Below are 22,816 nucleotides of genomic sequence, written 5' to 3' on the forward strand. Positions count from 1 at the left end.
CCTCTCAGTTCGCCACGCCGTCAGCGCGGTGGCGCGGCAAAGCCAGTTGCAGCAGGTTGGATTCATTGGCCTGATCGCGGCCGATTTCGCCGCGCAGGGCGCCTTCGCAGAGCACCAGAATGCGGTCGGAAATGCCCATCACTTCCATCAGGTCGCTGGACACCACGATCACCGAAATACCCTCGGCGGCGAGGTTATGGATGATCTGGTAGATCTCAGCCTTGGCGCCGATGTCGATGCCGCGAGTCGGTTCGTCGAGCAGCAGGACTTTCATCGGCATCGACAGCCAGCGACCGAGAATGGCCTTCTGCTGATTGCCGCCGGAAAGGAACTTGATCTGCTGGCCGGCGTGTGGGGTTTTCACTTTCAGCGCTTTGATCTGTTTGTCGGCATTACCCTTTTCCCACAGACCGCGAATCAGGCAACCGAGGCCGGAGTTGGCCCCGCGCGCACTGATGTTGATGTTCTCGGCAACGCTGGCCAGCGGGATGATGCCTTCCTTCTTGCGATCCTCGGGACAGAGCAGAATCCCGGCAGCAATCGCATCGCGCGGTGAGCGCAATTTAAGTTCGTGACCACGCAGTTCCAGGCGGCCGGCGGTGTTGCGCTCAAGACCACTGAGCAGGCGAAACAGCTCGGTGCGCCCTGCCCCGACCAGTCCGAACAAACCGAGGATTTCACCTTTGTGCGCTTCGAAACTGATCGGCTCGCGCAGGCCCGGGCCGAGCAGGCCGGTGACCTTCAGCGCGACGGCGCCGCGTGGACGATGGCGATAATCGTAGATGTCCTGAATGTCGCGGCCGACCATGCAGGTCACCAGTTGATCGTGGGTCAACTGGCTCATGTCATCGAAGGTGCGCACATAGCGACCGTCCTTGAACACCGTCACCGCGTCGCAGATGCGGAACACTTCTTCCATGCGATGGGAAACATAGAGGACGACTTTGCCCTCGTCGCGCAGGCGACCGATGATCGCCATCAAGCGGTCGATCTCGCGGGCCGAGAGGCTGCTGGTCGGTTCGTCGAAAGCGATGACGTGAGCACCACGGGACAGCGCTTTGGCGATTTCCACCAGTTGCCGCTGACCGAGGGACAGGCGTCCTACCTTGGTTTGCGGGTCGATTTCGTCGGCCAGGCCTTTCAGGCAATTCAATGCTTGCTGGCGTAGCGCACCGCGATTGATCAAACCGAAACTGGCCGGCAGATGGCCGAGGAACAGGTTTTCAGCGACGGTCATTTCCGGCACCAGATGCAGCTCCTGGTGAATCACCGCGACTCCGCTACCGATGCTGTCGGCGGTCGACTTGAACGCCATGGTCTGCTCGCCGATCTGCAACTCGCCGCTGCTCGGAATGTAAGCGCCGCCGAGGATTTTCAACAGAGTAGATTTGCCGGCGCCGTTCTCGCCCATCAAGGCATGAACCTGGCCCGGATGCGCGACGAAGCTGATCGCGTCCAGCGCTTTCACACCGGGAAAGGTTTTACCAATCCCGCTGAAGCGCAGGCTGCCGCTGGCGCTGTGTTGTTGTGTCTGTACTTGCGCGTGCATAAAGCCACCTCTTCACACCAAAAAACGGCCCGGCAACCCGGGCCGTCGCGGCATCAGTTCCACAAGCCGATTTTTTCCAGCTCTTGCTTGAAGTTCTCGCGGGTGATCAGGGTGACGTCGTCCATCGCGGTATACTTCGGCGGTTCTTTGCCGGTGGTCACCCACTCGTACATCATCTCGGCAGTCTTGTAGCCTTCGATGTGCGGGCTTGGCAGCATCGAGCCGAAGAAGCCGCTGTTCGGCTTTTTCAGTTCGCCGATGGCGTCGGTGCCGTTGATGCCGATGCCGATCACGTTGGTTGCGGCAAAACCGGCCGCTTCGGTGGCGCGTACGCCGCCGAGCACAGTGTTGTCGTTCATGCCGCCGATGATCAGGTTTTTTGCCGCGCTCGGCAGTTTCACCAGCGCCGAGTTGGTCGCGTCCATGCTGCCCGGTACGTCGAGGGTTTTCAGCGCGGCGAACAGAATGTGATCCTTCGGCATGCCGGCGTCTTCGAGGGATTTCACCGAGCCGTCGGTGCGTTTCTTGCCGGTGTCGAGTTCGTTGTAGGTGTTGACCACCGCGTAGGTGTCTTTCCAGTCCCAGTTGCGTTTCTTCGCTTCGGCGACCATGGCGTTGCCCTGCTTCTGGCCGACTTCGAACGCGGCCATGCCGAGGTACGGCACGTCTTCCATGAACTTGCCGTTGGCGTCGACGAAACGGTCGTCGACGGCAATCACTTTCAGGTCATTGAGCTTGGCTTTGGCCATGATCGCCGGACCGAGCGAGACATCCGGCGGGCAGATCACGAAACCCTTGGCGCCGTTGGCGGCAAGGCTGTCGATCGCCGAGAGGGTTTTCTCGCCGTCCGGCACGGCGATCTTGATCAGTTCGAAGCCCTTGTCCTTGGCGGCTTTCTCGGCGAAGGCCCACTCGGTCTGGAACCACGGTTCTTCAGCCTGCTTGACCAGAAAGCCGATTTTCACGGTGTCGGCAGCGAGCAGCGCACTGCTCAGGCTGAACGCGGTAACCGCCAGGGCGGTACTGCACAGGGTACGAATCCCGAAACGACGTTTCATAAGCTGACTCCTTGTTATTTTTTTTGAGCAATGTTTGAAAAGCGTTAAAGCGTGTTCCTGCAAAATCTTCTGACAATAGTCATATCGTATGATGATTGGATTGCAAACGGATTTATCCGCGTGAAAGCCACTGCGCTCAGTCGTGGTACATCACCGAGCGCCCACCATCGATGGTGATGCATGAAGCATTGATGAAAGGCGCTTCATCACTGGCCAGAAATACGGCGGTCATCGCCACTTCAAGCGGCTGACCGATGCGCTTCGGCGGGTGCAGATCGAAGGCGCGCTGACGTTCGGCATGCGGATCGGCGAAACCGTTCCAGTAATCGACGTTCAATTGGGTTTCGATGTAGCCCGGGGCGATGGCGTTGACGCGGATGCCCTTCGCGGCGTACTCGATGCCGAGTGCGCGAGTAAGGCCGAGCAAACCGTGCTTGGCCACAGGGTACGGGAAGCAGCCAGGAATGATGTGACTGGAATGGGTCGATGCGATGTTGATGATGCTGCCAACGCCCTGCTCGATCATCTGCGGCAGCACCGCTTTGCAGCCGAACCAGGCGCCGTCCAGATCGATGGCGAAACAACGACGCCAGTCTTCTTCGGTCATCTCCAGCGGATCGCGGAACACGTTGACCCCGGCGCAGTTGACCAGCACGTCGATGCGTCCGTGCAGTTCAACAGCGCGTTTGGCCATGGCATGCAGATCAGACTGATGCGAGACATCGGCCTTCAGCGCCTGCACGTCATAGCCTTGCCCACGCCAGTGCGCGGCAACCTGCTCGACTTTCTCAGCCTGGATATCGCTGATCACCAGTTTCGCTTGCTGCGAGGCGAAGGCAGCGACGATGGCTTCGCCGATGCCTTGCGCAGCACCGGTCAGCAGCACGACCTTGTTTTTCAGACGCTCGCCCTCCGGCGGCGCGGGCACCGGCGGCAGGGAAAGGGGTTCAGCCATGGATCAGGACTCCTGTTTCGCAGGCACAAAAAAACCGGGCATCTGCCGATGTCCGGTCTGGAAGGCGGTTTGAACGAAACAGGCAGGCGCCGCCGACGGCATCGAGCCGTTGCGAGACGCGGACTCCACGCGGGAGTGCGATAGACATTCGCTGCATCACTTCACCTGTTTTGTTCTTTTTAAGTGTGAGTGCGTGTTACTGCTGGAGTCGACTATAAACCCGACCGCCAAATAATCTCAATATATAATTTTGCATCCCATATTCTGGGATTTAATCCGCAAAGCGCGTACAGAGTTTTCCTGCGACATCCACGCGCATCGACAGTACCGCGCCATCCAATGGATGGTTGTGCGGACTCTGGGCGCTGGTGATGAACAAGGTTTTCAGGTCTTCACCGCCGAATACACAACTGGTCGGGCGGCTGACCGGCAGATCGATTCTGCGATCAACTTTGCCATCGGGCGTCAGCCGCAGCAGGCAACTGCCATCCCAGCGGGCATTCCAGATGTAGCCTTCGGCATCCATTGCTGAACCGTCCGGGCCACCCTGCTGATCGGGGCCGTACCAGACTTGTGCAGCATCGAGATTGCCGTCGGTGTGGATGAAAAAACGGTGCAGCGTGCTGTCGAGACTGTCACCGAACAGCAACGTGGTGCCGTCATCACTCCACAACAGCGTGTTGGGAATACCCAGGCCGCGCAACAACGGCGTCACACGTTTATCCGGATCGATCCGGAACAGACCACCGGAACGACGGGTGATCGGCAGATCTTCGCCCTGTTCGCCGATGTTGTTTTGCATGGTGCCGAGCCACAGACGACCTTGGCCATCGCAACGCGCTTCGTTGGGACGATTGCCGGGCTGCGGGTCGGCAACGCAGAACAGCGTCAGGCGTGGTTCGAGGCCCGGGGAGTCGAGATCGAGACGGTAGACGCCGCTGCTCAGGGTCACCAAGGCATCGCCGCTGGCGCAGGGGATGAACGCGGAGATGTGCTCGGGCATTTGCCAGATCTGTACGTTCTGGCCGATCAGGCGCAGGGCCTGTTTGCCGGCTATATCGACCCAGTACAGCGTCTGGGTTGGCGCGTCCCAGAACGGGCCTTCACCGAGTTGGGCGCGGTGTTGGGTCAGGGCGGTCCACGGCATATAACGGTCTCCATTGTTCTTGTTTTTACTGTAGGAGTGAGCCTGCTCGCGATGGCGTAGTGTCAGTTGACGTCAATGCGACTGATCTACCGCTATCGCGAGCAGGCTCACTCCTACAGGGGATTTCGGTGTATTCAGCTGGCTTTTTTGTCGGCCATGACTTTCGGGTAAAAGCGCTTTATTGCCAGATCCGCGTTGTCGATCAGGGTCATGCATGCCCACACCCCGCGCGCAGAATCGCGGGCAGCAATGGCGTCGGCCATATCTTTGTGGATTGGTAACGTGCGGCGCAGTTCATCCGGGTCGGCTGCAGAAACTTCAAATGACACTGCGAGCAATGCGCCGAGCGCAGGGACCATTTGTTCAATGAATTGATTGTGGCTGGCGGCGAGGATGCATTCGTGGAAGACCTGATCGGCGCGGTTGTAATCGATGCCGCTGTCGACCGCGCGCTCAAGGGCGTTATAGGCCAGTTGCACCGCTTCGATCTGTTCCAGGGTCGCGCGCTCGCAAGCCCAGCGCACGGCCATGGGTTCGATGGTGCGGCGCAGGTCGAGCAAGTCATCGACGAAGTTTTCCGGCAAGCCATTGCGCGACAGCCAACCGACCACTTGCGGATCGAACAGGTTCCAGCGCCGCACCGGCAATACGCGGGTGCCGACTTTCGGCCCGACTTCGAGCATGCCTTTGGCGACGAGGGTTTTGATCGCTTCGCGGATGACCGTACGGCTGACCCCGAGCTGTTCGCCCAGATCGGCCTCGACCTTGATGGTCTGCCCGGGTTTGACCTGGCCAGCGGCGATCCAGCTGCCCAGCCAGTCAACGGTCGACGCATGAAAGCTGCTGGACATGGACACCTCAAAGCGGATCGCGATGGGTGATCAAGCTAATCATCATACGATTGCGCGTCAATAAGGATTTACTGCAGGAACACAAATCAGTGTAGGAGTGAGCCTGCTCGCGATAGCGGTATGTCAGTCACCATAAGTATTGACTGATCCACCGCTATCGCGAGCAGGCTCACTCCTACAAGGGGTTGTGTTTCAGGGTTCTAGGCCGATGCGGAAGAACTCGCCGCCGCTCCACACACCAAGCCAGCGCTGGCCGTCGATTTCGCGGCTGACCGCCAGCTCCACCAGTTGATAGAACACATTGCGGTGGATCAGCGCTTCAAGGTTGGTACGCACATGCACGTAGGGCGCCGGCTCTTGGGTCGCCGGATCAATTTCGACGCGGATCGGATGCTCTAGCCCGGCCTCGGCGGTTTCTTCGACATTGGTGGTGAAGCGCAACAGCTGCGCCTCCCCTTCGCCTTCAACCTCGACCGCAATTGCCACAAACGGCGCATCGTCGACTTTGATCCCGACCTTCTCGACCGGGGTGATCAGAAAATAGTCATCGCCATCGCGGCGCATGATCGTCGAGAACAGCTTGACCATCGGTTTGCGCCCGATCGGCGTACCCAGGTAATACCAGGTGCCATCGCGGGCGATGCGCATGTCGATGTCGCCGCAGAAGTCCGGGTTCCACAAGTGCACCGGCGGCAAGCCTTTGGTTTTCGGGATCTGTCCCAACAGGTCATTGGCTTTTTGCGGGCCACTCATGGCGTTCTCCTTGAATTATTGGTCGCCGACTCCCAACAGACTGCGCGCGTACTGCGCCAGCGGCGGGCCGATCAGGTCTTCGGGCTTGCTGTCGTGGAACGTCAGTAAACCGCCACGACTCTTGATCCGTGCAGTATCAATCAAATACTGGGTGCTGGTCTCGATCAACATGATCTGAATCACGCCGCCGTCGATGCCGAGGCGATCGACCGCTTCTTCATCCAGCCACTCATCGGAATTGCCGATGCGGTCGTCAGCCTTGGCGAAACGCGTGTACAGCAGGTAGTGCGCACCGGCATCGCGAGCTTCGCCCATCGCCTGATCAAGGCCTTCTGGCGCACGCGCGCGGCGGACCATCGGGAAGTATTCGACGAAGCCCTTGAAGGCCTCTTCAGCCACTACGTTCGGGCGCGGGTAGGAACCACCCGGCGGCGCGAAGGCACCCTGGGCGATGTAGATAAATGAGTCCGGCTGAATGCGGAAGTTATTCACGCGGCGGCTGTCGCTGTGATCCAGCAAGCCCGCGTCGCTCATCTGATAGCGAGTGCCTTCGGCCATATCGCTGACAGTCATACAGCCGCCAAGCGCCAAAACGGCCAGCAGCAAAACCAGGCTACGCATCCTATTCCTCCAGAGGCCGGTGACGGAAAACCGGCGAATGGCCGTTGGATGCAGCTTTTGCGCCAGCTCAAGAAATTTGTTGATGGTTAAATCGTATTCGCGAGCAGGCTCGCTCCCACAGGGGAATACATCCCAAGGTGGGAGCGAGCCTGCTCGCGAAAGCGGTTGTTCAGCCGCCGATGATTTTCATGACGGTAGCGCCGCCAGAGAACGCCACTTCCTGCTTGTCCCCCAACGCCTTGACCAGCAAACGCTGGAGCGCCGGCAACGCCTGATGGCGCGGCTTGTCGAGCAGATCACCGACATAGTGGCGGTTACTCGACGACAGGCAGCCATGCAGCCAACCGGTCGACGACAAGCGCAAGCGCGAGCAGGTCCGGCAGAACGGCACGCTTTCGTTGGCGATCACACCAAAGTTGCCTAAACCGGGAATTGCGTAACGCACGGCCGTAGCGTCCACTGGTGCGTCGGTTTGCGCGTACTCATAACGCTCGCCAATCAGCGCCAGCAGCTGTTGCAGGCTGACGAACTGTTGCAGGAACGCATTATTGTCCTTGGCCAGATGGCCCATGCGCATCAACTCGATGAAGCGCAATTCGTATCCGCGTTCCAGGCAGTAATCCAGCAGCGGCATGACTTGATCAAGGTTCTGCCCGCGCAACGGCACCATGTTGACCTTGATCTTCATCCCCGCCGCTTTCGCCTGATCCATGCCGTCGAGCACAGTGGCCAGATCGCCGCCACGGGCGATGCTGCGAAAGGCGCTGGCGTCGAGGGTATCGAGGGACACGTTGATCCGGCGCAGACCCGCATCCACCAGCAGTGGGAGTTTTTTCGCCAGGAGTTGACCGTTGGTGGTCAGGCTGATGTCGTCCAGGCCCATCTTGCCGACGGCGCTCATGAACGATTCGAGTTTGGGGCTGACCAGCGGCTCGCCGCCGGTGATGCGCAGCCGTTCGATGCCGGCGGCTTCGATCAGATACGCCACGCCGCGGGCCATGGCTTCGGCCGACAGTTCATCCTGCGCAGCCACCAACCGCTTGCCGTTGGGCACGCAGTAGGTACACGCGTAATTGCAGGCTGAGGTCAGACTGATCCGCAAATTGCGAAAACGCCTGCCTTGTCGGTCAACGATCATGATCACTCCGGCGAAAGAATTTCGAGCCGCTAAAACTTGACTCACAAATCAAGTTTTAGCAAGCCCTATGCCTGAGTATATTCCTGCGGTACTGCGACATGTAGCGAAATCATGGCGCAATAAGGCAACTGAATGGTTCAGCTGCTTGGGATTTCCGGATCGCGCTTGCGCTTGTTGCCCATGCGCACGCCGATGTCCATCAGGAACTGGAAGAAACCTTCCTGATCTTCCAGCACATTGCTCCAGAACGGCGAGTGATACAGCGCCACAGCGCCGTGCACCAGCGCCCAGGCTGCGCAGTAGTGGAAGTACGGCGGCACGTCTTCGAGTTTGCCTTCGCTGATGCGGCCCTTGATCAACAAGGTCAGGCGTTCGAAGTTCGAGGCACGGATCTTGTGCAGCTCCTCGACCATCTCCGGCACCTGATTGCCCTTGACCACCTTCTCTTCGAGGCGGTCGAACAGGCGATAGCGCTGCGGGTCGCGCATGCGGAATTCGAAGTAGGCGCGGGACAGCGCTTCCTTGTCCTTGTCGACATCGGCCGAATGCAGCAGCTCGTTCAAATCGCGCTCGTAATCAAGCATCAGGCGCAGATAGATCTCGGCCTTGGATTTGAAGTGCTTGTAGATCGTGCCTTTGCCGATACCCACGGCATCAGCAATCATCTCGACGGTGACACTGTCTTCACCCTGGTCGAGGAACAGCTTGAGCGCGGTATCGAGAATTTCTTGCTCGCGGCGACGAAACTCACGGACCTTACGAGGTTCTTTGTGCATAAGAAAAGGTCTGAAGGGTCAAAATTCGAAGCCGCGTATTATGCCTAACTTGCGCAAAAATGCACGGATCATCCGACCATATCTGTGTTTCTTGTTCATTTTGAGAACGTTTTGGGCGCAATGAGAACTCAACTGAAGCGAACGTATTCCAAATTTGTTTAAAAACCCCGACCGGCTCACTGGACTGCACGCCAGACTGATCAATACTTGAACTGTCGGGCGACATCTCCCCCAAGTGTCGCGCCGATAAAGGTACCAAGGGACCGCGTGCCTTTGTTTTACTCCTAATGGTCTTAACCCGGATTCACCCCCCAGAACCCGGGTTTTTTTTGCCTGCGATTTGGCCATCGGCTACAGGGCAGATTTAACACTCGCCAGCGGGAACAGACGCTTGAAGTTCTCGGTGGTCTGCTCGGCAAAACGCTCGTAGTTTTCACCGCGCAACATCGCCAGGAATTCCGCCACCTCGCGCACGTATTGCGGCAGGTTGGGCTTGCCGCGATAGGGAATCGGCGCCAGATACGGTGAATCGGTTTCCACCAGCAGACGATCCGCCGGGACCTTGCTCGCGACATCGCGCAACGCATCGGCATTACGGAAGGTGACGATGCCCGACAGGGAAATGTAATAACCCATGTCCAGTGCAGCTTTGGCCATGTCCCAGTCTTCGGTAAAACAATGCAGCACACCGGCCTGCGGCAAGGCTGCTTCACGCAGCAGCTCAAGAGTGTCGGCGCGGGCGCCACGGGTGTGGATGATCACCGGTTTGCCAGTCTGCTGCGCCGCTTGCAGGTGCAGACGAAACGACGCCTGCTGCAGCTCAGCGGCTTCCGGTTCGTAGTGATAGTCGAGGCCGGTCTCACCGATCGCCACCACTTTCGGGTGATTGAGTTCGTGCAGCAGCCAGTCCAGCGCAGGCGCCGCGCCGGGTTGCACATCCAGCGGATGAACGCCGACCGAACAATCGACATCGTCATAACGCTCAGCCAGAGCTTTGACGTCGGCGGCGTTGTCAGCACTCACGCCGATGCACAGGAAGTGCCCTACTCCGCGCTCACGGGCCGCATCGAGTGCAGCACTCAGCGAGCCGTCGTGGGCGGCGAGGTCGAGGCGATCAAGGTGACAATGGGAATCTACGAGCATAAAAAGACGGCTACTTACATCGTATGAGTGGGACGGTCGGATTTAAGCGCTCCGGCCAGATGGGTTTCAATGCGACTGCGCGCGGTGTTGTCGCCGTCGTTGAACTGCACGCCGACACCGGCCGCGCGATTGCCTTGCGCCCCTTTCGGGGTGATCCACGCGACCTTGCCGGCCACCGGGATCTTCTCGGCCTCATCCATCAGGTTGAGCAGCATGAACACCTCGTCGCCCAACTTGTAACTTTTGTTGGTCGGGATGAACAGGCCACCGTTCTTGATGAATGGCATGTAGGCGGCGTAGAGCACCGACTTGTCCTTGATGGTCAGGGACAAAATGCCGTTGCGCGGCCCCGGGCTGACAGGTTCATTCATGTTGACCTCCACTACTGATGTTCAGAGTCTAGGTACACATTCTTATCTTTGACCAGGCAATCCCGCCCATTGCACCAACAACGCTTCCAGCAGCAAGGCCGGATTGAGGTTGGCCTTGCTCAGGACTTTCTGTCGCTGGGCGAGAATCCAGTCCTGAATCTCCAGGACTTTGCCTTGCGCACTTTTCTGCGCCAGGTACTGCACGACTTTGCGCATGTCGGTCAGACCGAGGCCGGCTTCATCCTGAGTCAATTGATAACGCAGGATCAGGCTCGACCAATCGCAGAACCAGTCGAACAGACGCAGCATCGGAATGCTTTTCCATTCCTCCGCCAGTTGCGTCGGCGATTGCTGCTGCTTGAGCAGCTTCTTCACGCCTTCGACCACTTGCGCGCGTTGTTCACGCACGCCCTGCGATTGCAGACTGACCGCCATCAGCGGCGAACCGGCGGCCAGCGTCAGCAGTTCGACACGTTCCTCTTCGGAGCAATCCGGCAACGCCTGAGCCAGCCATTGCAGACTCATCGCCTCGCCCGGCAACGGGCAGGCCTGCTGCACACAACGACTCTTGATCGTCGGCAGCAAACGGCTGGTCTGATGGCTGACCAACAGCAAAACCGTATCGCCGGACGGCTCTTCAAGGCTTTTCAGCAAGGCGTTGGCGGCGTTGATGTTCATCGACTCGACCGGCTCGATCAGCACCACTTTGCGCCCGCCCATCTGCGCAGTCTGCACCACGAAGCTGACCAGATCGCGCACCTGATCGACCTTGATTGCCTTATCGGCTTCTTCCGGTTCGAGGATGTAATTATCAGGGTGGCTGCCAGCCTTGAGCAGCAGGCAGGATTTGCACTCGCCGCAGGCTTCCGGCGTCGGCCGCTGGCACAACAGGCTGGCCATCAGGCGTTCGGCCAACGCACGTTTACCGATACCGGCCGGACCATGCAACAGATAGGCGTGCGCGTGCTGCTTACGCCCGGCCAATTGTTGCCAGAGGCTGTCCTGCCACGGGTAGGCCTCAGCCACGGGCCAGCTCCAGCAGATTAGGAATCAGGGTATCCAGCGATTGTTGAACCTTGGCCAATGGCTGACCGGCATCGATGCGCACATAGCGCGCAGGATCGGCTTCGGCACGTTTGAGGAAAGCGCTACGCACGGCCTCGAAAAACGCCCGACCTTCCAATTCAAAACGATCCAGACGACCACGGGCACTGGCGCGGGCCAGACCGATTTCCACCGGCAGATCAAAAATCAGCGTCAGGTCCGGGCGCAGATCACCTTGCACAAAGGTCTCCAGCGCGGCGATGCGCTCCAGCGACAAGCCGCGACCGCCGCCCTGATAGGCGTAAGTGGAATCGGTAAAGCGATCGCACAGGACCACCGCGCCTCGGGCCATGGCCGGGCGAATCACTTCGGCCAGATGCTGGGCACGTGCGGCGAATACCAGCAACAGCTCGGCGTCCGGATTCATGACTTCGTCGGCCGGCGCCAGCAGCACTTCGCGGATCCGCTCGGCCAGCGGCGTGCCACCAGGCTCTCGGGTCAGCACCACTTCGATACCGGCGGCGCGCAGGCGCTCGGCAAGGTATTCGCGGTTGGTGCTTTTGCCGGCGCCTTCAGGGCCTTCAAGGGTAATAAACAAGCCAGTCACAGGCAGTCCTTAATCAACGTCATTGCGTGTTTTGTGGTTCGGCTTCTGGAGTCGGCGCTGGCGCCTGTGGTGCAACTTGTGGCAACGACTCCGGCGCTGTATCCGGAGATGTTGCAGGAATCGCATCCTCGACAGCGGGAGCTGCTTCAGGCGTTGTCGCCGGCGCAGGGCTGGAGCGGTAATCCGTACGACGCTTGAGCTGATACTCACGCACCGCATTGTTATGGGCATCGAGATCGTCAGAGAACACATGACTGCCGTCACCACGCGCAACAAAGTACAGGCTGGTGCCGTCCACCGGGTTCAGTGCCGCGTGAATCGCTTCGCGGCCAACCATCGCGATCGGCGTCGGCGGCAAGCCGGGGATCACGTAAGTGTTATACGCCGTCGGCTCTTTCAGATGTGCACGGGTCAACTTGCCGGTGTAGCGATCGCCCAGACCATAGATGACGGTCGGATCGGTCTGCAACTGCATGCCCAGGGCCATGCGACGCACGAAGACACCGGCAATCTGCCCACGCTCCTGCGGCACGCCGGTTTCCTTCTCGACCAGCGACGCCATGATCAGCGCTTGATAGGGTTCGGTGTACGGCACATCGGCAGAACGACTTTCCCACTCTTTCGCCAGCACTTCATCGAGGCGGTCAAAGGCTTTCTTCAGCAACTCGGCATCAGACATGCCACGCACGAAGCGGTAGGTATCGGGGAAGAACCGGCCTTCCGGAAACAGACCTTTATGGCCGATTTTGGCCATGACATCGCTGTCACTCAAACCGTTGAGGGTCTGCTCGACCTTGTCATCCTTGGCCAACGCGGCGCGCACTTGATGGAAATTCCAGCCCTCGACCAGCGTCAGGCTGTACTGCACCACTTCGCCACGCTTCCACAAGTCGATCAGACCGTTGACGGTCATACCCGGCTGCATGCGGTATTCGCCGCTGTGGATCGGTGTACCGGCGAGGTTGAAGCGCCAATAGACACGTAGCCAGAACGCGTCCTTGATGACGCCATCGGTTTCGAGGGAAAGGAACGTACGGGTCGGAGTGGAGCCTTTCGGCACATCCAGCAGTTCTTCCTGCGTGATGTTCAGAGGCTGTTCCAGTGCAGAGTGAATCTTCCAGGCGCTGGCGCCCATCAACAGCCCTGCCAGAACCAGTCCGGTTTCCAGCAGCAGCAAAAGTTTACGTCTCACAAATCAGGCATCCAGTAGGGCGCGGGCAATGGTTTGCAGTTTACGGGTGAGCGGGCCAACCGGCCAGCTCAGTGCAGCACAGGCGCGTACCGGCCAGACGCCATACACGCTGTTGCAGACAAACACTTCATCGGCCCATTGCAGCTGTTCGAGGCTGATGTCGGCGATCTGCGTGGGAATGGCCAGTGACTCGGCCTGAAACAATATTTCGGCGCGCATCACACCGGCGACGCCACAGCGCTTCAGGTCCGGTGTGATCAGCACACCGTCACGCACCAGAAACAGATTACTGAACACACCCTCGATCACTCGACCGACCTGATCAAGCATCAAGCCCTCGGCGTGCTCGCTGTCCTGCCATTCGGCACGGGCGAGAACCTGTTCAAGGCGATTGAGGTGTTTGAGTCCGGCGAGTAACGGCTGCTTGGCCAGGCGGGTGCTGCACGGGAACAGGCGAACGCCTTGTTCAGCATGCACAGCAGGATAAGCCGCTGGAGGATTGCCTTGCAGAATGCGGCGGCCCGGCGCCGTCGGGTCGGGCGCATAACCGCGCAAACCGTCGCCACGGGTGAGGATGAGCTTGAGCACGCCCTCGCCCATCGCTGCCGCATAGCTCAGCAGCTCGTGACGGATCAGCTCGATATCCGCCGCAATGGCCAGACGCGAGCAGCCATCGGCCAGGCGCGTCAGGTGTCGATCCAGCAGGATCGGCTGGCCCCTACGCACGGCGATGGTCTCGAACAGACCGTCGCCGTAAGCCAGGCCGCGATCTTTCAGCGACAGAGTGTCAGCCGGTTGACCGTCGACCCAGCTGTCCATCAGCCTGCGAACCGGCGGAACGCCAAGGTGCCGTTGGTGCCGCCAAAACCGAAGGAGTTGGACAGCACGACATCGATGTCCATGTTGCGCGCAGTGTGCGGCACGAAATCGAGATCGCAGCCTTCATCCGGCTCATCGAGGTTGATGGTCGGCGGTGCCACTTGGCTGTTGATCGCAAGAACGCTGAAGATCGCTTCAACCGCGCCCGCCGCACCTAACAGGTGACCGGTCATCGATTTGGTCGAGCTCACTGCCAGTTTGTAGGCGTGATCACCGAACACGGTCTTGATCGCATTGGCTTCGGCGAGGTCGCCGGCCGAAGTCGAAGTACCGTGAGCGTTGATGTATTGCACTTGATCGGCGTTGATCTTCGCATCGCGCAGCGCGTTGGTGATGCAGCGTGCTGCACCGGCGCCGTCGGCAGGTGGCGAGGTCATGTGGAACGCGTCGCCACTGGTGCCAAAGCCGATGAGTTCAGCATAGATGGTCGCGCCGCGCGCCTTGGCGTGTTCCAGCTCTTCGAGAACCAGTGCACCGGCACCGTCGGACAGGACGAAACCATCACGGCCCTTATCCCATGGACGGCTGGCGCGGGTCGGTTCGTCATTGCGGGTCGACAGCGCACGGGACGCGCCGAAGCCACCCATGCCCAGACCGCATGCGGCCATTTCGGCACCGCCGGCAATCATCACGTCGGCTTCGTCGTACATGATGTTGCGTGCCGCCATGCCGATGCAGTGCGTACCGGTGGTACATGCAGTGGCGATGGCGTAGTTAGGTCCCTGTGCCCCCAGGTGGATGGACAGGAAACCGGAAATCATATTGATGATCGAGCCTGGCACGAAGAATGGCGAGATTCGACGCGGGCCCGTCTCATGCAGAGTACGGCTGGTTTCTTCGATATTGGTCAGACCGCCGATCCCCGAACCCATGGCCACGCCAATGCGTTCACGGTTGGCGTCAGTGACTTCCAGACCGGCGTTGCGCACGGCTTGAAAGCCTGCGGCGAGGCCGTACTGAATGAACAGGTCGAGCTTGCGCGCTTCCTTGACCGACAGGTATTCCTCGACATTGAAGCCCTTTACCGAGCCGCCAAAGCGGGTGGAATAGGCAGAAAGGTCGGTGTGTTCGATCAGACCAATGCCACTGCGGCCAGCCAGAATGCCCTGCCAACTGCTCGGCACATCCGTGCCCAGTGGCGACAACATACCCATACCGGTGACTACGACGCGTCTACGCGACACAGCACTCTCCTTTTTCAAATGACGACGACTTTGCATCAGGCCTAAAGAAAAAACCGCACGCCATGATGGCAGTGCGGTTTTTCCATGACAGCAAACAACGATTACAAGCTATTACGCCTGATGGTTGGTAACGTAATCGATTGCAGCTTGTACAGTAGTGATCTTCTCAGCTTCTTCGTCAGGGATTTCGGTCTCGAATTCCTCTTCCAGAGCCATCACCAGCTCAACGGTGTCAAGGGAGTCGGCACCCAGGTCTTCTACGAAGGAAGCGGTGTTAACCACTTCTTCTTCTTTAACACCCAGTTGCTCGGCAACGATTTTCTTGACGCGCTCTTCGATGGTGCTCATACCTTGTTTTCACTCCTAATGGACAAATTCAGGCAGCTGGCCAGTGGGTAAGTGTATAGAAAGACTTTTCAGTTTTTCAACTGAAAGCTTCACTCCTCAAACCCTGCAGCCCTCTGCCTATAAATAGATTGCAGCTTTATAACGGATTTTAGACAGCTCGTATGACATTTTTTTGAAGCAATCCGTCACATTTTACTTACATGTACATCCCACCGTTCACCGGGATTGTAGCCCCAGTGACGTATGCCGCACCGTCGGATGCAAGAAAAGCGACCACAGACGCGATCTCTTGAGCTTGTCCCAGACGACCCAGCGGAATCTGCGTCTGCAAGGCTTCACGCTGTGCTTCAGGCAGCTCGCGCGTCATATCGGTGTCGATAAACCCTGGAGTTACCGAGTTGACCGTAATCGAACGCGAACCGACTTCACGCGCCATTGCACGGCTGAAACCTTCCAGACCGGCCTTGGCGGCTGCATAGTTTACTTGGCCTGCGTTGCCCATGGCACCCACCACCGAGCCAATACTGATAATTCGCCCCCAACGCGCCTTGGTCATGCCGCGCAGAACGCCCTTGGACAGGCGGAATAGACTGTTCAGATTGGTATCGATCACGTCGTACCACTCATCGTCTTTCATGCGCATCATCAGGTTATCGCGGGTGATGCCGGCATTATTGACCAGGATCGCCACTGGCGCACCGAACTGTTCCTGAATGCTCGCCAGTACTGCGCTGACCGATTCATCGCTGGTAACGTTCAGCTCAAGGCCAGTGCCCTGAATACCGTTTTCCTTCAGGGTTGCCGCAATGCGCTCAGCGCCCGAAGCGGAAGTCGCGGTGCCAACAACGATGGCGCCCTGACGACCCAGTTCCAGTGCGATAGCCTGGCCGATACCGCGGCTTGCACCGGTGACCAGTGCAACTTTACCTTGCAGACTCATGCAAGTTTCTCCTGATTCAGGCTTGCGCTGCACGAGCGGCAGCGAAAGCGTCTGGGGTATTGAGGTTGGATGTCGCGACGCCTTCGGCGCAACGCTTGTTCAGACCGGCCAGGACTTTGCCCGGGCCGCATTCGACCAGATTGGTCGCGCCCTTGGCGGCCAGAGTCTGTACCGACTCGACCCAGCGCACTGGCTTGTACAGTTGTTCGAGCAGGTCACGCTTGAGGGTTTCCAGATCGGCCGGCACTTGCGCGCTGACGTTCTGTACGACCGGGATCTGCGGCGCCTGCCAGTCGATGGCGGCAATGGATTCGGCGAAGCGTTCGGCTGCCGGGCGCATCAGCTCGCAGTGCGATGGCACGCTCACTGGCAACGGCATGGCGCGTTTGGCACCACGGGCCTTGCAGCCTTCAATGGCCCGCTCAACGGCTGCCTTGGCACCGGCAATCACCACCTGACCTGGCGAGTTGAAGTTGACGGCACTGACCACGTCACCTTGCGCAGCTTCAGCGCAGGCCGCCAGCACGTCAGCGTCTTCCAGACCGAGGATGGCAGCCATACCACCCTGCCCGGCCGGAACCGCTTCCTGCATCAGTTGACCACGGCGCTCAACGAGCTTCACCGCGTCAGCCAGTGTCAGGCTGCCAGCAGCGACCAACGCGCTGTATTCACCCAGGCTGTGACCGGCAACGAAAGCCGGACGCGCACCACCTTCAGACAGCCACAGACGCCACAGGGCGATCGAAGCGGTCAGAATGGCAGGTTGGGTTTTATCGGTTTGATTGAGCAGCTCTTCCGGGCCCTGCTGGGTCAGCGCCCACAGGTCATAGCCCAGAGCCTCAGAAGCTTCTTTGAACGTTTCGAGGATCGACGGATATTCCGCGCCCAGCTCGGCCAACATGCCGAGGGACTGCGAACCCTGTCCTGGAAAGACGAATGCGAGGGAAGCAGACATGTAACAAGCCCCTAATGATCTTGTCGTCGGAAAATGACGCCCCGCTGGGGGACGCAAGAAACTGACAGTTGGATGGCCCTTTGAACCGGGCGGTCACATTTAAGCATTGTCCGACGAAAACGCCTAAGACAACAGATCCTCCAGACGACCGTGGAGGCGCTCAGGCAGATTCTCCTGAATCTCGATCAGCGCCCGCTGAATCGCACTCTGAAAGCCCTGCACCCCGGCCGAACCGTGACTTTTCACGACGATGCCCTGCAAACCGAGAAAGCTCGCGCCGTTATGTCGCGCTGGCGCCAGATCCGCCTGCAAGCGCTTCATCAATGGCAGCGCCAAGGCACCGACCACACGGGAAGCGACGTTCTTTTTGAACAACGCCTCGATACGCACCGCGATCATCGTCGCCAGACCTTCGCTGGACTTGAGCAGGATGTTGCCAACGAAACCGTCACACACCACGACATCGGCCTCGCCACGATACAAACCGTCGCCTTCGATGAAGCCGATATAGTTGATACCGCGAGCAGCCTGCAACAGCGTCGCAGCGAGTTTGACCTGCTGATTGCCCTTGATGTCTTCGGTTCCGATGTTCAACAGCGCGACGCGTGGGCGATGAATACCCAGCGTCTGCGCCGCCACCGAGCCCATTACCGCAAACTGCAGCAGATGCTCGGCACTGCAATCGACGTTGGCGCCCAGATCGAGCAACTGGCAATAACCCTTCTGCGTCGGAATCGCGGCAACCATCGCCGGACGATCAATACCGGGTAACGTCTTCAGCACAAAACGCGACAGCGCCATCAGCGCACCGGTATTACCGGCACTGACACACGCCTGAGCCTTGCCGTCACGCACCAGTTCGAGAGCGACACGCATCGACGAATCCGGCTTGCCACGCAACGCCTGGGTCGGTTTTTCGTCCATGGTGATGACTTCGCTGGCCGCAACAATCGTCAGGCGCGCGCGATCGGCAGCCGATTGGCCGTTGAGCAATTCTTCAAGAAGGGAGGGTTGACCGACGAGGGTCAGGTGCAGCGAGGGCGTAGCAGACAGGCAAGCAAGGCTGGCCTGAACAATGCTGCGGGGACCGAAGTCCCCGCCCATTGCGTCAATCGCGATGACCTGAGCGGACAAGTGATTACTCGTCAGCGCCCTTGTCGATCACTTTACGGCCACGGTATACGCCTTCTGGCGATACGTGGTGACGCAGGTGAACTTCACCAGTGGTTTTTTCTACAGACAGGGTGCTAGCCTCGAGAGCGTCGTGCGAACGGCGCATGTCACGGGCAGAGCGGGATTTTTTGTTCTGCTGAACAGCCATAATTGATTAACTCCTAAACGTTTGGGTCACGCTTTAACTGCGCCAATACACTGAACGGGTTGGACCGCGTTGACTCGTCCTCGCTCGGTTCGGGCTCATCGAGACCCGCCGGCTGCTGGCATTCTTCCGGATGATGAGCAGGCACAATGGGCAAGGCGAGCAGAAGCTCCTCCTCGACCAGTGACTGCAGATCCAATGGATCTTCGCCCAGTTCCAGCACGTCATAACCTTTCGGCAACGACTGGGTATTCGCACCCTCTTTCACCACAGCATAACTGCATTCGCTGTGGATCGGCAGGGTGACCAGCTCAAGACAACGCTGGCAAACCATTTTGACCTCGGTGTCGATAAAGCTGTGAATTACCACAGATTTACGTTCATCTCGTTCAAAAACGAATTTCGCCTGCACCGTACCGACATTGTCGGAAAGCGGGTCGCAGAGTCTCTCCAAATCGGCCAGCAGCATTTCACCTTGAAGGGTGGTGCCACGATCAGCCAATTTGCGCGGGTCAACGTGAGGTGGAATCGGGTCATTCAACATAGGCGCAGCATTATAGGGATGCACCCACCCATGTCAAAGGAAATTGTGCCCTGTCCGTCACTTGCGTGCCTCCGCTAGAATTCGCATCTGCCTCAGGAGACGCGAATGCTGCCTTTATTACTCGCTTCAAGCTCGACATATCGTCGCGAATTGCTCGCCCGCCTGCACCTGCCGTTCGTCTGCAGCTCGCCGGATATCGATGAAAGCCACCGCCCAGATGAATCAGCGATCGAACTGGTCAAACGCCTCGCCGAACAAAAAGCCCGGGCATTGGCCGACAGCCACCCCGCTCATCTGATTATCGGTTCGGACCAGGTCGCCGTGCTCGGCGAGCAGATTATCGGCAAGCCGCATACTTTCGAAAAGGCTCGCGAACAATTGATGGCCGCCAGTGGCGCCAGCGTGACCTTCCTGACCGGCCTGGCCCTGCTTAACAGCAAAACCGGGCAATGCCAGGTCGACTGCGTGCCGTTCACCGTACACATGCGCACACTGGATCAGGCGCGCATAGAACGTTACTTGCGCATTGAACAACCTTACGACTGCGCAGGCAGCTTCAAGGCGGAAGGCCTTGGCGTGAGCCTGTTTCAGTCCACCCAAGGCCCTGACGCCACCAGCCTGATCGGCCTGCCACTGATTCGCCTGATCGACATGCTGCTGATCGAAGGCGTGCAGATCCCGTAAAGCAAAAGATCGCAGCCTGCGGCACCCCCTACACCGATCTGTGTAGGAGCTGCCGCAGGCTGCGATCTTTGATCTTTACAACGAATCAGCGCAACGAAGGCCCGTGGAACCCCATCCACATCGCCAACTGCTCAGCGACACTGGCACCGAGCTTCTTCGAGAAGCGATCGAACGGCGATTCCTGAACGGTGAAGTCCACCAGCTCCTTCTCGCCAATCACATCCCGCGCCACCGAACTGGCATTGCCCAGACCATCAATCAATCCCAGCGGCAGCGCCTGCTCGCCCGACCAGACCAACCCAGAGAACAGCTCTGGATGATCCTTGTCTTTCAGACGATCACCACGCCCCTGCTTGACGCTGTTGATGAACTGCTTGTGCGTCGTATCGAGCACGCTCTGCCAGAACGCTGTCTCTTCAGGCTTTTGCGGCTGGAACGGATCAAGGAACGACTTATGCTCGCCCGAGGTGTACGTACGACGCTCGACGCCAAGTTTCTCCATGGTGCCGACAAAACCGTAACCGGCCGCCGTCACACCAATCGAACCGACCAGACTCGCCTTGTCGGCGTAAATCTGATCCGCCGCACTGGCGATGTAATAAGCACCGGACGCACCCAGATCGGAAATCACCGCATACACCTTGATCTCCGGGTGCAGGCCGCGCAGACGCTTGATCTCGTCATACACATAACCCGACTGCACCGGACTGCCGCCCGGGCTGTTGATCCGCAGGATCACGCCCTTGACCTTCTTGTCCTCGAACGCCGCGCGCAGGCTGCCGACGATGTTGTCGGCGCTGGCCGGCTCTTTGTCGGCGATCATGCCGGTGACGTCGATCAGCGCGGTGTAGTTCGGTCCGCGCGCGGCGCTTTTTTCCATGTCCATCAGCGGCGTGAACAAAATCAGCGCAACAAACAGATAAACAAATGTCAGCAGCTTGAAGAAGATCCCCCAACGCCGCGAACGACGCTGCTCTTGCACACCGGCGAGCAGGGTCTTTTCCAACAGCTTCCAGCTTTTCTCGTCACCGCCGTCGGCACTTGCCTTGGCCGGTGCTTTCCATTCGTCGGTCATGCCATCCACCCCAGCAAAAACGTATTAAGCCTGCTGCCCCAGCCAGGCATGCAATTCAGAAAAACGGTCGATCGACAGACGTGGCTCGAACTGCTGCAGCGATTCGATCGATTGCGCGCCATAACTGACCGCGACCGAATCCATCCCCGCGTTACGCGCCATCAGCAGATCGAAGGACGAATCACCAACCATCAGCGCCTGCTGCGGACGCACACCACAATGCGCAAGGATCTGCTCCAGCATCAGAGGGTGCGGTTTGCTGGCAGTTTCATCGGCAGCGCGGGTGATATCGAAATAATCTTCCCAGCCATTGGCCTTGAGCACCCGATCCAGGCCGCGACGATTTTTGCCGGTGGCGACAGCGAGGTGATAGCCCTGCTCACGAAACGACGCCATCGACTCGACTACCCCTTCGAACAACGGCGAAGGCACGGCCTCTGCAGCGATGTAGTGATCGGCGTAATACTCGCGAAACAAGGTCATTTCGGCATCGCTGATCTCGGGGTACAACGTGCGAATCGCCTCGGGCAAGCCCAGACCGATAATGCCTTTGACGGCAAAATCATCACGCAACTCGAAACCGGAGCGCCCGGATGCAGAGTGCATCGCCTCGACGATCCGATGGATGGAATCGGCCAGCGTGCCGTCCCAATCGAAAATCAGCAGCTTGTAATCAGATGGGCGCACTCAATCGCTCCACGGTCTTGGCCCACATTTCATCGACCGGTGCCTGCAAGGTCAGCTTGCCACCATCGGGCAGCGGCACGGTCAGCATGTAAGCGTGCAGGAACAGGCGCTTACCGCCCAGATCACGGATTTCCTTGGTGAAATCCTCATCGCCGTACTTGCTGTCGCCAGCGATGCAATGGCCAGCATGCAAGGTGTGCACGCGAATCTGGTGGGTACGACCGGTAACCGGTTTAGCCTCGACCATGGTGGCAAAATCACCGAAACGGCGCAGCACCTTGAACATGGTCAGGGCTTCTTTGCCTTCTTCGTTGACTTCAACCATGCGCTCGCCGGAACGCAGATTGCTCTTGAGCAACGGCGCACTGACTTTCTTGATCGAGGTCGCCCAGTTGCCACGCACCAGCGCCATGTAGCGCTTGTCGACGCCATCGCCGCGCAATTGCTCGTGCAAGTGGCGCAACATGCTGCGCTTTTTCGCGATCATCAGCAGGCCGGAGGTATCACGATCGAGACGGTGTACCAATTCCAGCTCTTTGGCATCGGGACGCAACTGACGAAAGGCTTCGATCACCCCGAAGTTCAAGCCACTACCGCCGTGAACCGCAATGCCGGCGGGCTTATTGATCACGATCAGGGCTTTGTCTTCGAAGACAATCGAAGCTTCCAGGCGCTGCAACAGACCCTGTGCCAGCGGCACCGGCTCATCGCGCTCAGGCACGCGAACCGGCGGCACGCGCACGATATCGCCAGCCTGCAGCTTGTATTCGGGCTTGATCCGACCTTTGTTCACACGCACTTCGCCTTTGCGCAAAATGCGGTAAATCAAGGTCTTGGGCACGCCTTTGAGCCGAGCGAGGAGGAAATTGTCGATTCGTTGGCCGGCATACTCCGGCGAGACTTCAAGCAATTGAACGCCTGGAGTCGAAGGGGCAGTAGTTGTCATGCCGCGGATGATAACAATTTTTATGGAATTGAAGCACTTAATCATTACTGC

Annotated in this window: 26 protein-coding genes; 1 reads left to right on the forward strand and 25 read right to left on the reverse strand. The window is 58.8% G+C overall.

Going from position 1 to position 22,816, the window contains the following annotated elements:
• Window positions 1-4 precede the first annotated feature (4 nt).
• The 22 genes from araG to PspR84_RS21140 all read right to left on the reverse strand — a co-directional run bounded on the left by araG (window position 5) and on the right by PspR84_RS21140 (window position 19,373).
• Entirely contained in the window at window positions 5-1,549 is a 1,545-nt protein-coding gene (araG, locus tag PspR84_RS21035; protein ID WP_160059000.1) for an L-arabinose ABC transporter ATP-binding protein AraG, read from the reverse strand.
• A gap of 53 nt (window positions 1,550-1,602) precedes the next feature.
• Window positions 1,603-2,607 carry a substrate-binding domain-containing protein gene (locus tag PspR84_RS21040; protein ID WP_077574064.1) on the reverse strand — a complete coding sequence of 335 codons (1,005 nt, stop codon included), beginning with the start codon at window positions 2,605-2,607 and terminating at the stop codon, window positions 1,603-1,605.
• 136 nt (window positions 2,608-2,743) lie between these two features.
• On the reverse strand, window positions 2,744-3,562 hold the full coding sequence (locus PspR84_RS21045) for an SDR family oxidoreductase (protein ID WP_160059001.1): 819 nt from the start codon (window positions 3,560-3,562) through the stop codon (window positions 2,744-2,746).
• Between the two features lie 271 nt (window positions 3,563-3,833).
• The gene (locus tag PspR84_RS21050; RefSeq protein ID WP_160059002.1) at window positions 3,834-4,709 is read right to left on the reverse strand and encodes an SMP-30/gluconolactonase/LRE family protein; all 876 of its coding nucleotides are present in this window, start codon (window positions 4,707-4,709) and stop codon (window positions 3,834-3,836) included.
• Between the two features lie 134 nt (window positions 4,710-4,843).
• Window positions 4,844-5,560 (reverse strand): FadR/GntR family transcriptional regulator, encoded by a 717-nt coding sequence (locus PspR84_RS21055; protein WP_127929329.1) that lies wholly within the window; start codon window positions 5,558-5,560, stop codon window positions 4,844-4,846.
• 192 nt (window positions 5,561-5,752) lie between these two features.
• Entirely contained in the window at window positions 5,753-6,313 is a 561-nt protein-coding gene (locus PspR84_RS21060; RefSeq protein ID WP_160059003.1) for a DUF1285 domain-containing protein, read from the reverse strand.
• A gap of 15 nt (window positions 6,314-6,328) precedes the next feature.
• Complete coding sequence (locus PspR84_RS21065; RefSeq protein ID WP_007908280.1) at window positions 6,329-6,934, reverse strand: DUF4823 domain-containing protein; 606 nt, start codon at window positions 6,932-6,934, stop codon at window positions 6,329-6,331.
• 169 nt (window positions 6,935-7,103) lie between these two features.
• Entirely contained in the window at window positions 7,104-8,072 is a 969-nt protein-coding gene (locus PspR84_RS21070; RefSeq protein WP_160059004.1) for a radical SAM protein, read from the reverse strand.
• Between the two features lie 137 nt (window positions 8,073-8,209).
• Window positions 8,210-8,848, reverse strand: coding sequence for a TetR/AcrR family transcriptional regulator (locus tag PspR84_RS21075; RefSeq protein WP_160059005.1), 639 nt, complete (start codon window positions 8,846-8,848; stop codon window positions 8,210-8,212).
• 351 nt (window positions 8,849-9,199) lie between these two features.
• A complete protein-coding gene (locus tag PspR84_RS21080; RefSeq protein ID WP_160059006.1) occupies window positions 9,200-9,991 on the reverse strand; it encodes a TatD family hydrolase in 792 nt (263 codons plus the stop codon).
• 14 nt (window positions 9,992-10,005) lie between these two features.
• The gene (locus PspR84_RS21085; protein ID WP_007950801.1) at window positions 10,006-10,362 is read right to left on the reverse strand and encodes a PilZ domain-containing protein; all 357 of its coding nucleotides are present in this window, start codon (window positions 10,360-10,362) and stop codon (window positions 10,006-10,008) included.
• Between the two features lie 42 nt (window positions 10,363-10,404).
• On the reverse strand, window positions 10,405-11,388 hold the full coding sequence (locus tag PspR84_RS21090; RefSeq protein WP_160059007.1) for a DNA polymerase III subunit delta': 984 nt from the start codon (window positions 11,386-11,388) through the stop codon (window positions 10,405-10,407).
• Entirely contained in the window at window positions 11,381-12,013 is a 633-nt protein-coding gene (gene tmk / locus PspR84_RS21095) for a dTMP kinase (RefSeq protein ID WP_007908268.1), read from the reverse strand. Before tmk ends, PspR84_RS21090 begins: the two co-directional genes overlap by 8 nt.
• Before the next feature lie 19 nt (window positions 12,014-12,032).
• Window positions 12,033-13,205 (reverse strand): endolytic transglycosylase MltG, encoded by a 1,173-nt coding sequence (mltG, locus tag PspR84_RS21100; protein ID WP_160059008.1) that lies wholly within the window; start codon window positions 13,203-13,205, stop codon window positions 12,033-12,035.
• Window positions 13,206-13,208: 3 nt separating this feature from the next.
• Entirely contained in the window at window positions 13,209-14,024 is an 816-nt protein-coding gene (pabC, locus tag PspR84_RS21105) for an aminodeoxychorismate lyase (protein WP_160059009.1), read from the reverse strand.
• Complete coding sequence (gene fabF, locus PspR84_RS21110; RefSeq protein WP_093435430.1) at window positions 14,024-15,268, reverse strand: beta-ketoacyl-ACP synthase II; 1,245 nt, start codon at window positions 15,266-15,268, stop codon at window positions 14,024-14,026. Before fabF ends, pabC begins: the two co-directional genes overlap by 1 nt.
• Before the next feature lie 111 nt (window positions 15,269-15,379).
• Entirely contained in the window at window positions 15,380-15,616 is a 237-nt protein-coding gene (acpP, locus tag PspR84_RS21115) for an acyl carrier protein (RefSeq protein WP_003442511.1), read from the reverse strand.
• Window positions 15,617-15,812: 196 nt separating this feature from the next.
• The gene (gene fabG / locus PspR84_RS21120) at window positions 15,813-16,556 is read right to left on the reverse strand and encodes a 3-oxoacyl-ACP reductase FabG (protein ID WP_008086267.1); all 744 of its coding nucleotides are present in this window, start codon (window positions 16,554-16,556) and stop codon (window positions 15,813-15,815) included.
• A gap of 16 nt (window positions 16,557-16,572) precedes the next feature.
• Entirely contained in the window at window positions 16,573-17,511 is a 939-nt protein-coding gene (fabD, locus tag PspR84_RS21125) for an ACP S-malonyltransferase (protein ID WP_160059010.1), read from the reverse strand.
• 123 nt (window positions 17,512-17,634) lie between these two features.
• Window positions 17,635-18,645: a phosphate acyltransferase PlsX gene (plsX, locus tag PspR84_RS21130; RefSeq protein WP_160059011.1), complete on the reverse strand. Its 1,011-nt coding sequence runs from the start codon at window positions 18,643-18,645 to the stop codon at window positions 17,635-17,637.
• A gap of 4 nt (window positions 18,646-18,649) precedes the next feature.
• On the reverse strand, window positions 18,650-18,832 hold the full coding sequence (rpmF, locus tag PspR84_RS21135; RefSeq protein WP_003179396.1) for a 50S ribosomal protein L32: 183 nt from the start codon (window positions 18,830-18,832) through the stop codon (window positions 18,650-18,652).
• A gap of 13 nt (window positions 18,833-18,845) precedes the next feature.
• On the reverse strand, window positions 18,846-19,373 hold the full coding sequence (locus PspR84_RS21140; protein WP_160059012.1) for a YceD family protein: 528 nt from the start codon (window positions 19,371-19,373) through the stop codon (window positions 18,846-18,848).
• A gap of 105 nt (window positions 19,374-19,478) precedes the next feature.
• Here PspR84_RS21140 and PspR84_RS21145 point away from each other — a divergent pair, with 105 nt between their 5' ends.
• Complete coding sequence (locus tag PspR84_RS21145) at window positions 19,479-20,057, forward strand: nucleoside triphosphate pyrophosphatase (RefSeq protein ID WP_160059013.1); 579 nt, start codon at window positions 19,479-19,481, stop codon at window positions 20,055-20,057.
• Between the two features lie 85 nt (window positions 20,058-20,142).
• Here PspR84_RS21145 and sppA read toward each other — a convergent pair whose 3' ends face one another.
• The 3 genes from sppA to rluC are packed head-to-tail and all read right to left on the reverse strand — an operon-like array spanning window position 20,143 to window position 22,765.
• Window positions 20,143-21,132, reverse strand: a complete 990-nt coding sequence (gene sppA, locus PspR84_RS21150) for a signal peptide peptidase SppA (RefSeq protein ID WP_160059014.1) — start codon at window positions 21,130-21,132, stop codon at window positions 20,143-20,145.
• Window positions 21,133-21,156: 24 nt separating this feature from the next.
• Window positions 21,157-21,819 (reverse strand): HAD-IA family hydrolase, encoded by a 663-nt coding sequence (locus tag PspR84_RS21155; protein ID WP_160059015.1) that lies wholly within the window; start codon window positions 21,817-21,819, stop codon window positions 21,157-21,159.
• Window positions 21,806-22,765, reverse strand: a complete 960-nt coding sequence (gene rluC, locus PspR84_RS21160; protein ID WP_038364486.1) for a 23S rRNA pseudouridine(955/2504/2580) synthase RluC — start codon at window positions 22,763-22,765, stop codon at window positions 21,806-21,808. Before rluC ends, PspR84_RS21155 begins: the two co-directional genes overlap by 14 nt.
• Window positions 22,766-22,816 lie beyond the last annotated feature (51 nt).

The sequence above is a fragment of the Pseudomonas sp. R84 genome (assembly GCF_009834515.1).
GTDB lineage: Bacteria > Pseudomonadota > Gammaproteobacteria > Pseudomonadales > Pseudomonadaceae > Aquipseudomonas.

Coding starts and splice junctions, on each gene's coding strand:
- PspR84_RS21065 (WP_007908280.1), bottom strand. CDS start 6,934: ATGCGTAGCCTGGTTTTGCTGCTGGCCGTTTTGGCGCTTGGCGGCTGT.
- araG (WP_160059000.1), bottom strand. CDS start 1,549: ATGCACGCGCAAGTACAGACACAACAACACAGCGCCAGCGGCAGCCTG.
- PspR84_RS21070 (WP_160059004.1), bottom strand. CDS start 8,072: ATGATCGTTGACCGACAAGGCAGGCGTTTTCGCAATTTGCGGATCAGT.
- PspR84_RS21140 (WP_160059012.1), bottom strand. CDS start 19,373: ATGTTGAATGACCCGATTCCACCTCACGTTGACCCGCGCAAATTGGCT.
- PspR84_RS21040 (WP_077574064.1), bottom strand. CDS start 2,607: ATGAAACGTCGTTTCGGGATTCGTACCCTGTGCAGTACCGCCCTGGCG.
- PspR84_RS21050 (WP_160059002.1), bottom strand. CDS start 4,709: ATGCCGTGGACCGCCCTGACCCAACACCGCGCCCAACTCGGTGAAGGC.
- PspR84_RS21145 (WP_160059013.1), top strand. CDS start 19,479: ATGCTGCCTTTATTACTCGCTTCAAGCTCGACATATCGTCGCGAATTG.
- fabD (WP_160059010.1), bottom strand. CDS start 17,511: ATGTCTGCTTCCCTCGCATTCGTCTTTCCAGGACAGGGTTCGCAGTCC.
- PspR84_RS21080 (WP_160059006.1), bottom strand. CDS start 9,991: ATGCTCGTAGATTCCCATTGTCACCTTGATCGCCTCGACCTCGCCGCC.
- rluC (WP_038364486.1), bottom strand. CDS start 22,765: ATGACAACTACTGCCCCTTCGACTCCAGGCGTTCAATTGCTTGAAGTC.
- PspR84_RS21045 (WP_160059001.1), bottom strand. CDS start 3,562: ATGGCTGAACCCCTTTCCCTGCCGCCGGTGCCCGCGCCGCCGGAGGGC.
- fabG (WP_008086267.1), bottom strand. CDS start 16,556: ATGAGTCTGCAAGGTAAAGTTGCACTGGTCACCGGTGCAAGCCGCGGT.
- PspR84_RS21085 (WP_007950801.1), bottom strand. CDS start 10,362: ATGAATGAACCTGTCAGCCCGGGGCCGCGCAACGGCATTTTGTCCCTG.
- pabC (WP_160059009.1), bottom strand. CDS start 14,024: ATGGACAGCTGGGTCGACGGTCAACCGGCTGACACTCTGTCGCTGAAA.
- rpmF (WP_003179396.1), bottom strand. CDS start 18,832: ATGGCTGTTCAGCAGAACAAAAAATCCCGCTCTGCCCGTGACATGCGC.
- acpP (WP_003442511.1), bottom strand. CDS start 15,616: ATGAGCACCATCGAAGAGCGCGTCAAGAAAATCGTTGCCGAGCAACTG.
- sppA (WP_160059014.1), bottom strand. CDS start 21,132: ATGACCGACGAATGGAAAGCACCGGCCAAGGCAAGTGCCGACGGCGGT.
- PspR84_RS21055 (WP_127929329.1), bottom strand. CDS start 5,560: ATGTCCAGCAGCTTTCATGCGTCGACCGTTGACTGGCTGGGCAGCTGG.
- PspR84_RS21075 (WP_160059005.1), bottom strand. CDS start 8,848: ATGCACAAAGAACCTCGTAAGGTCCGTGAGTTTCGTCGCCGCGAGCAA.
- PspR84_RS21060 (WP_160059003.1), bottom strand. CDS start 6,313: ATGAGTGGCCCGCAAAAAGCCAATGACCTGTTGGGACAGATCCCGAAA.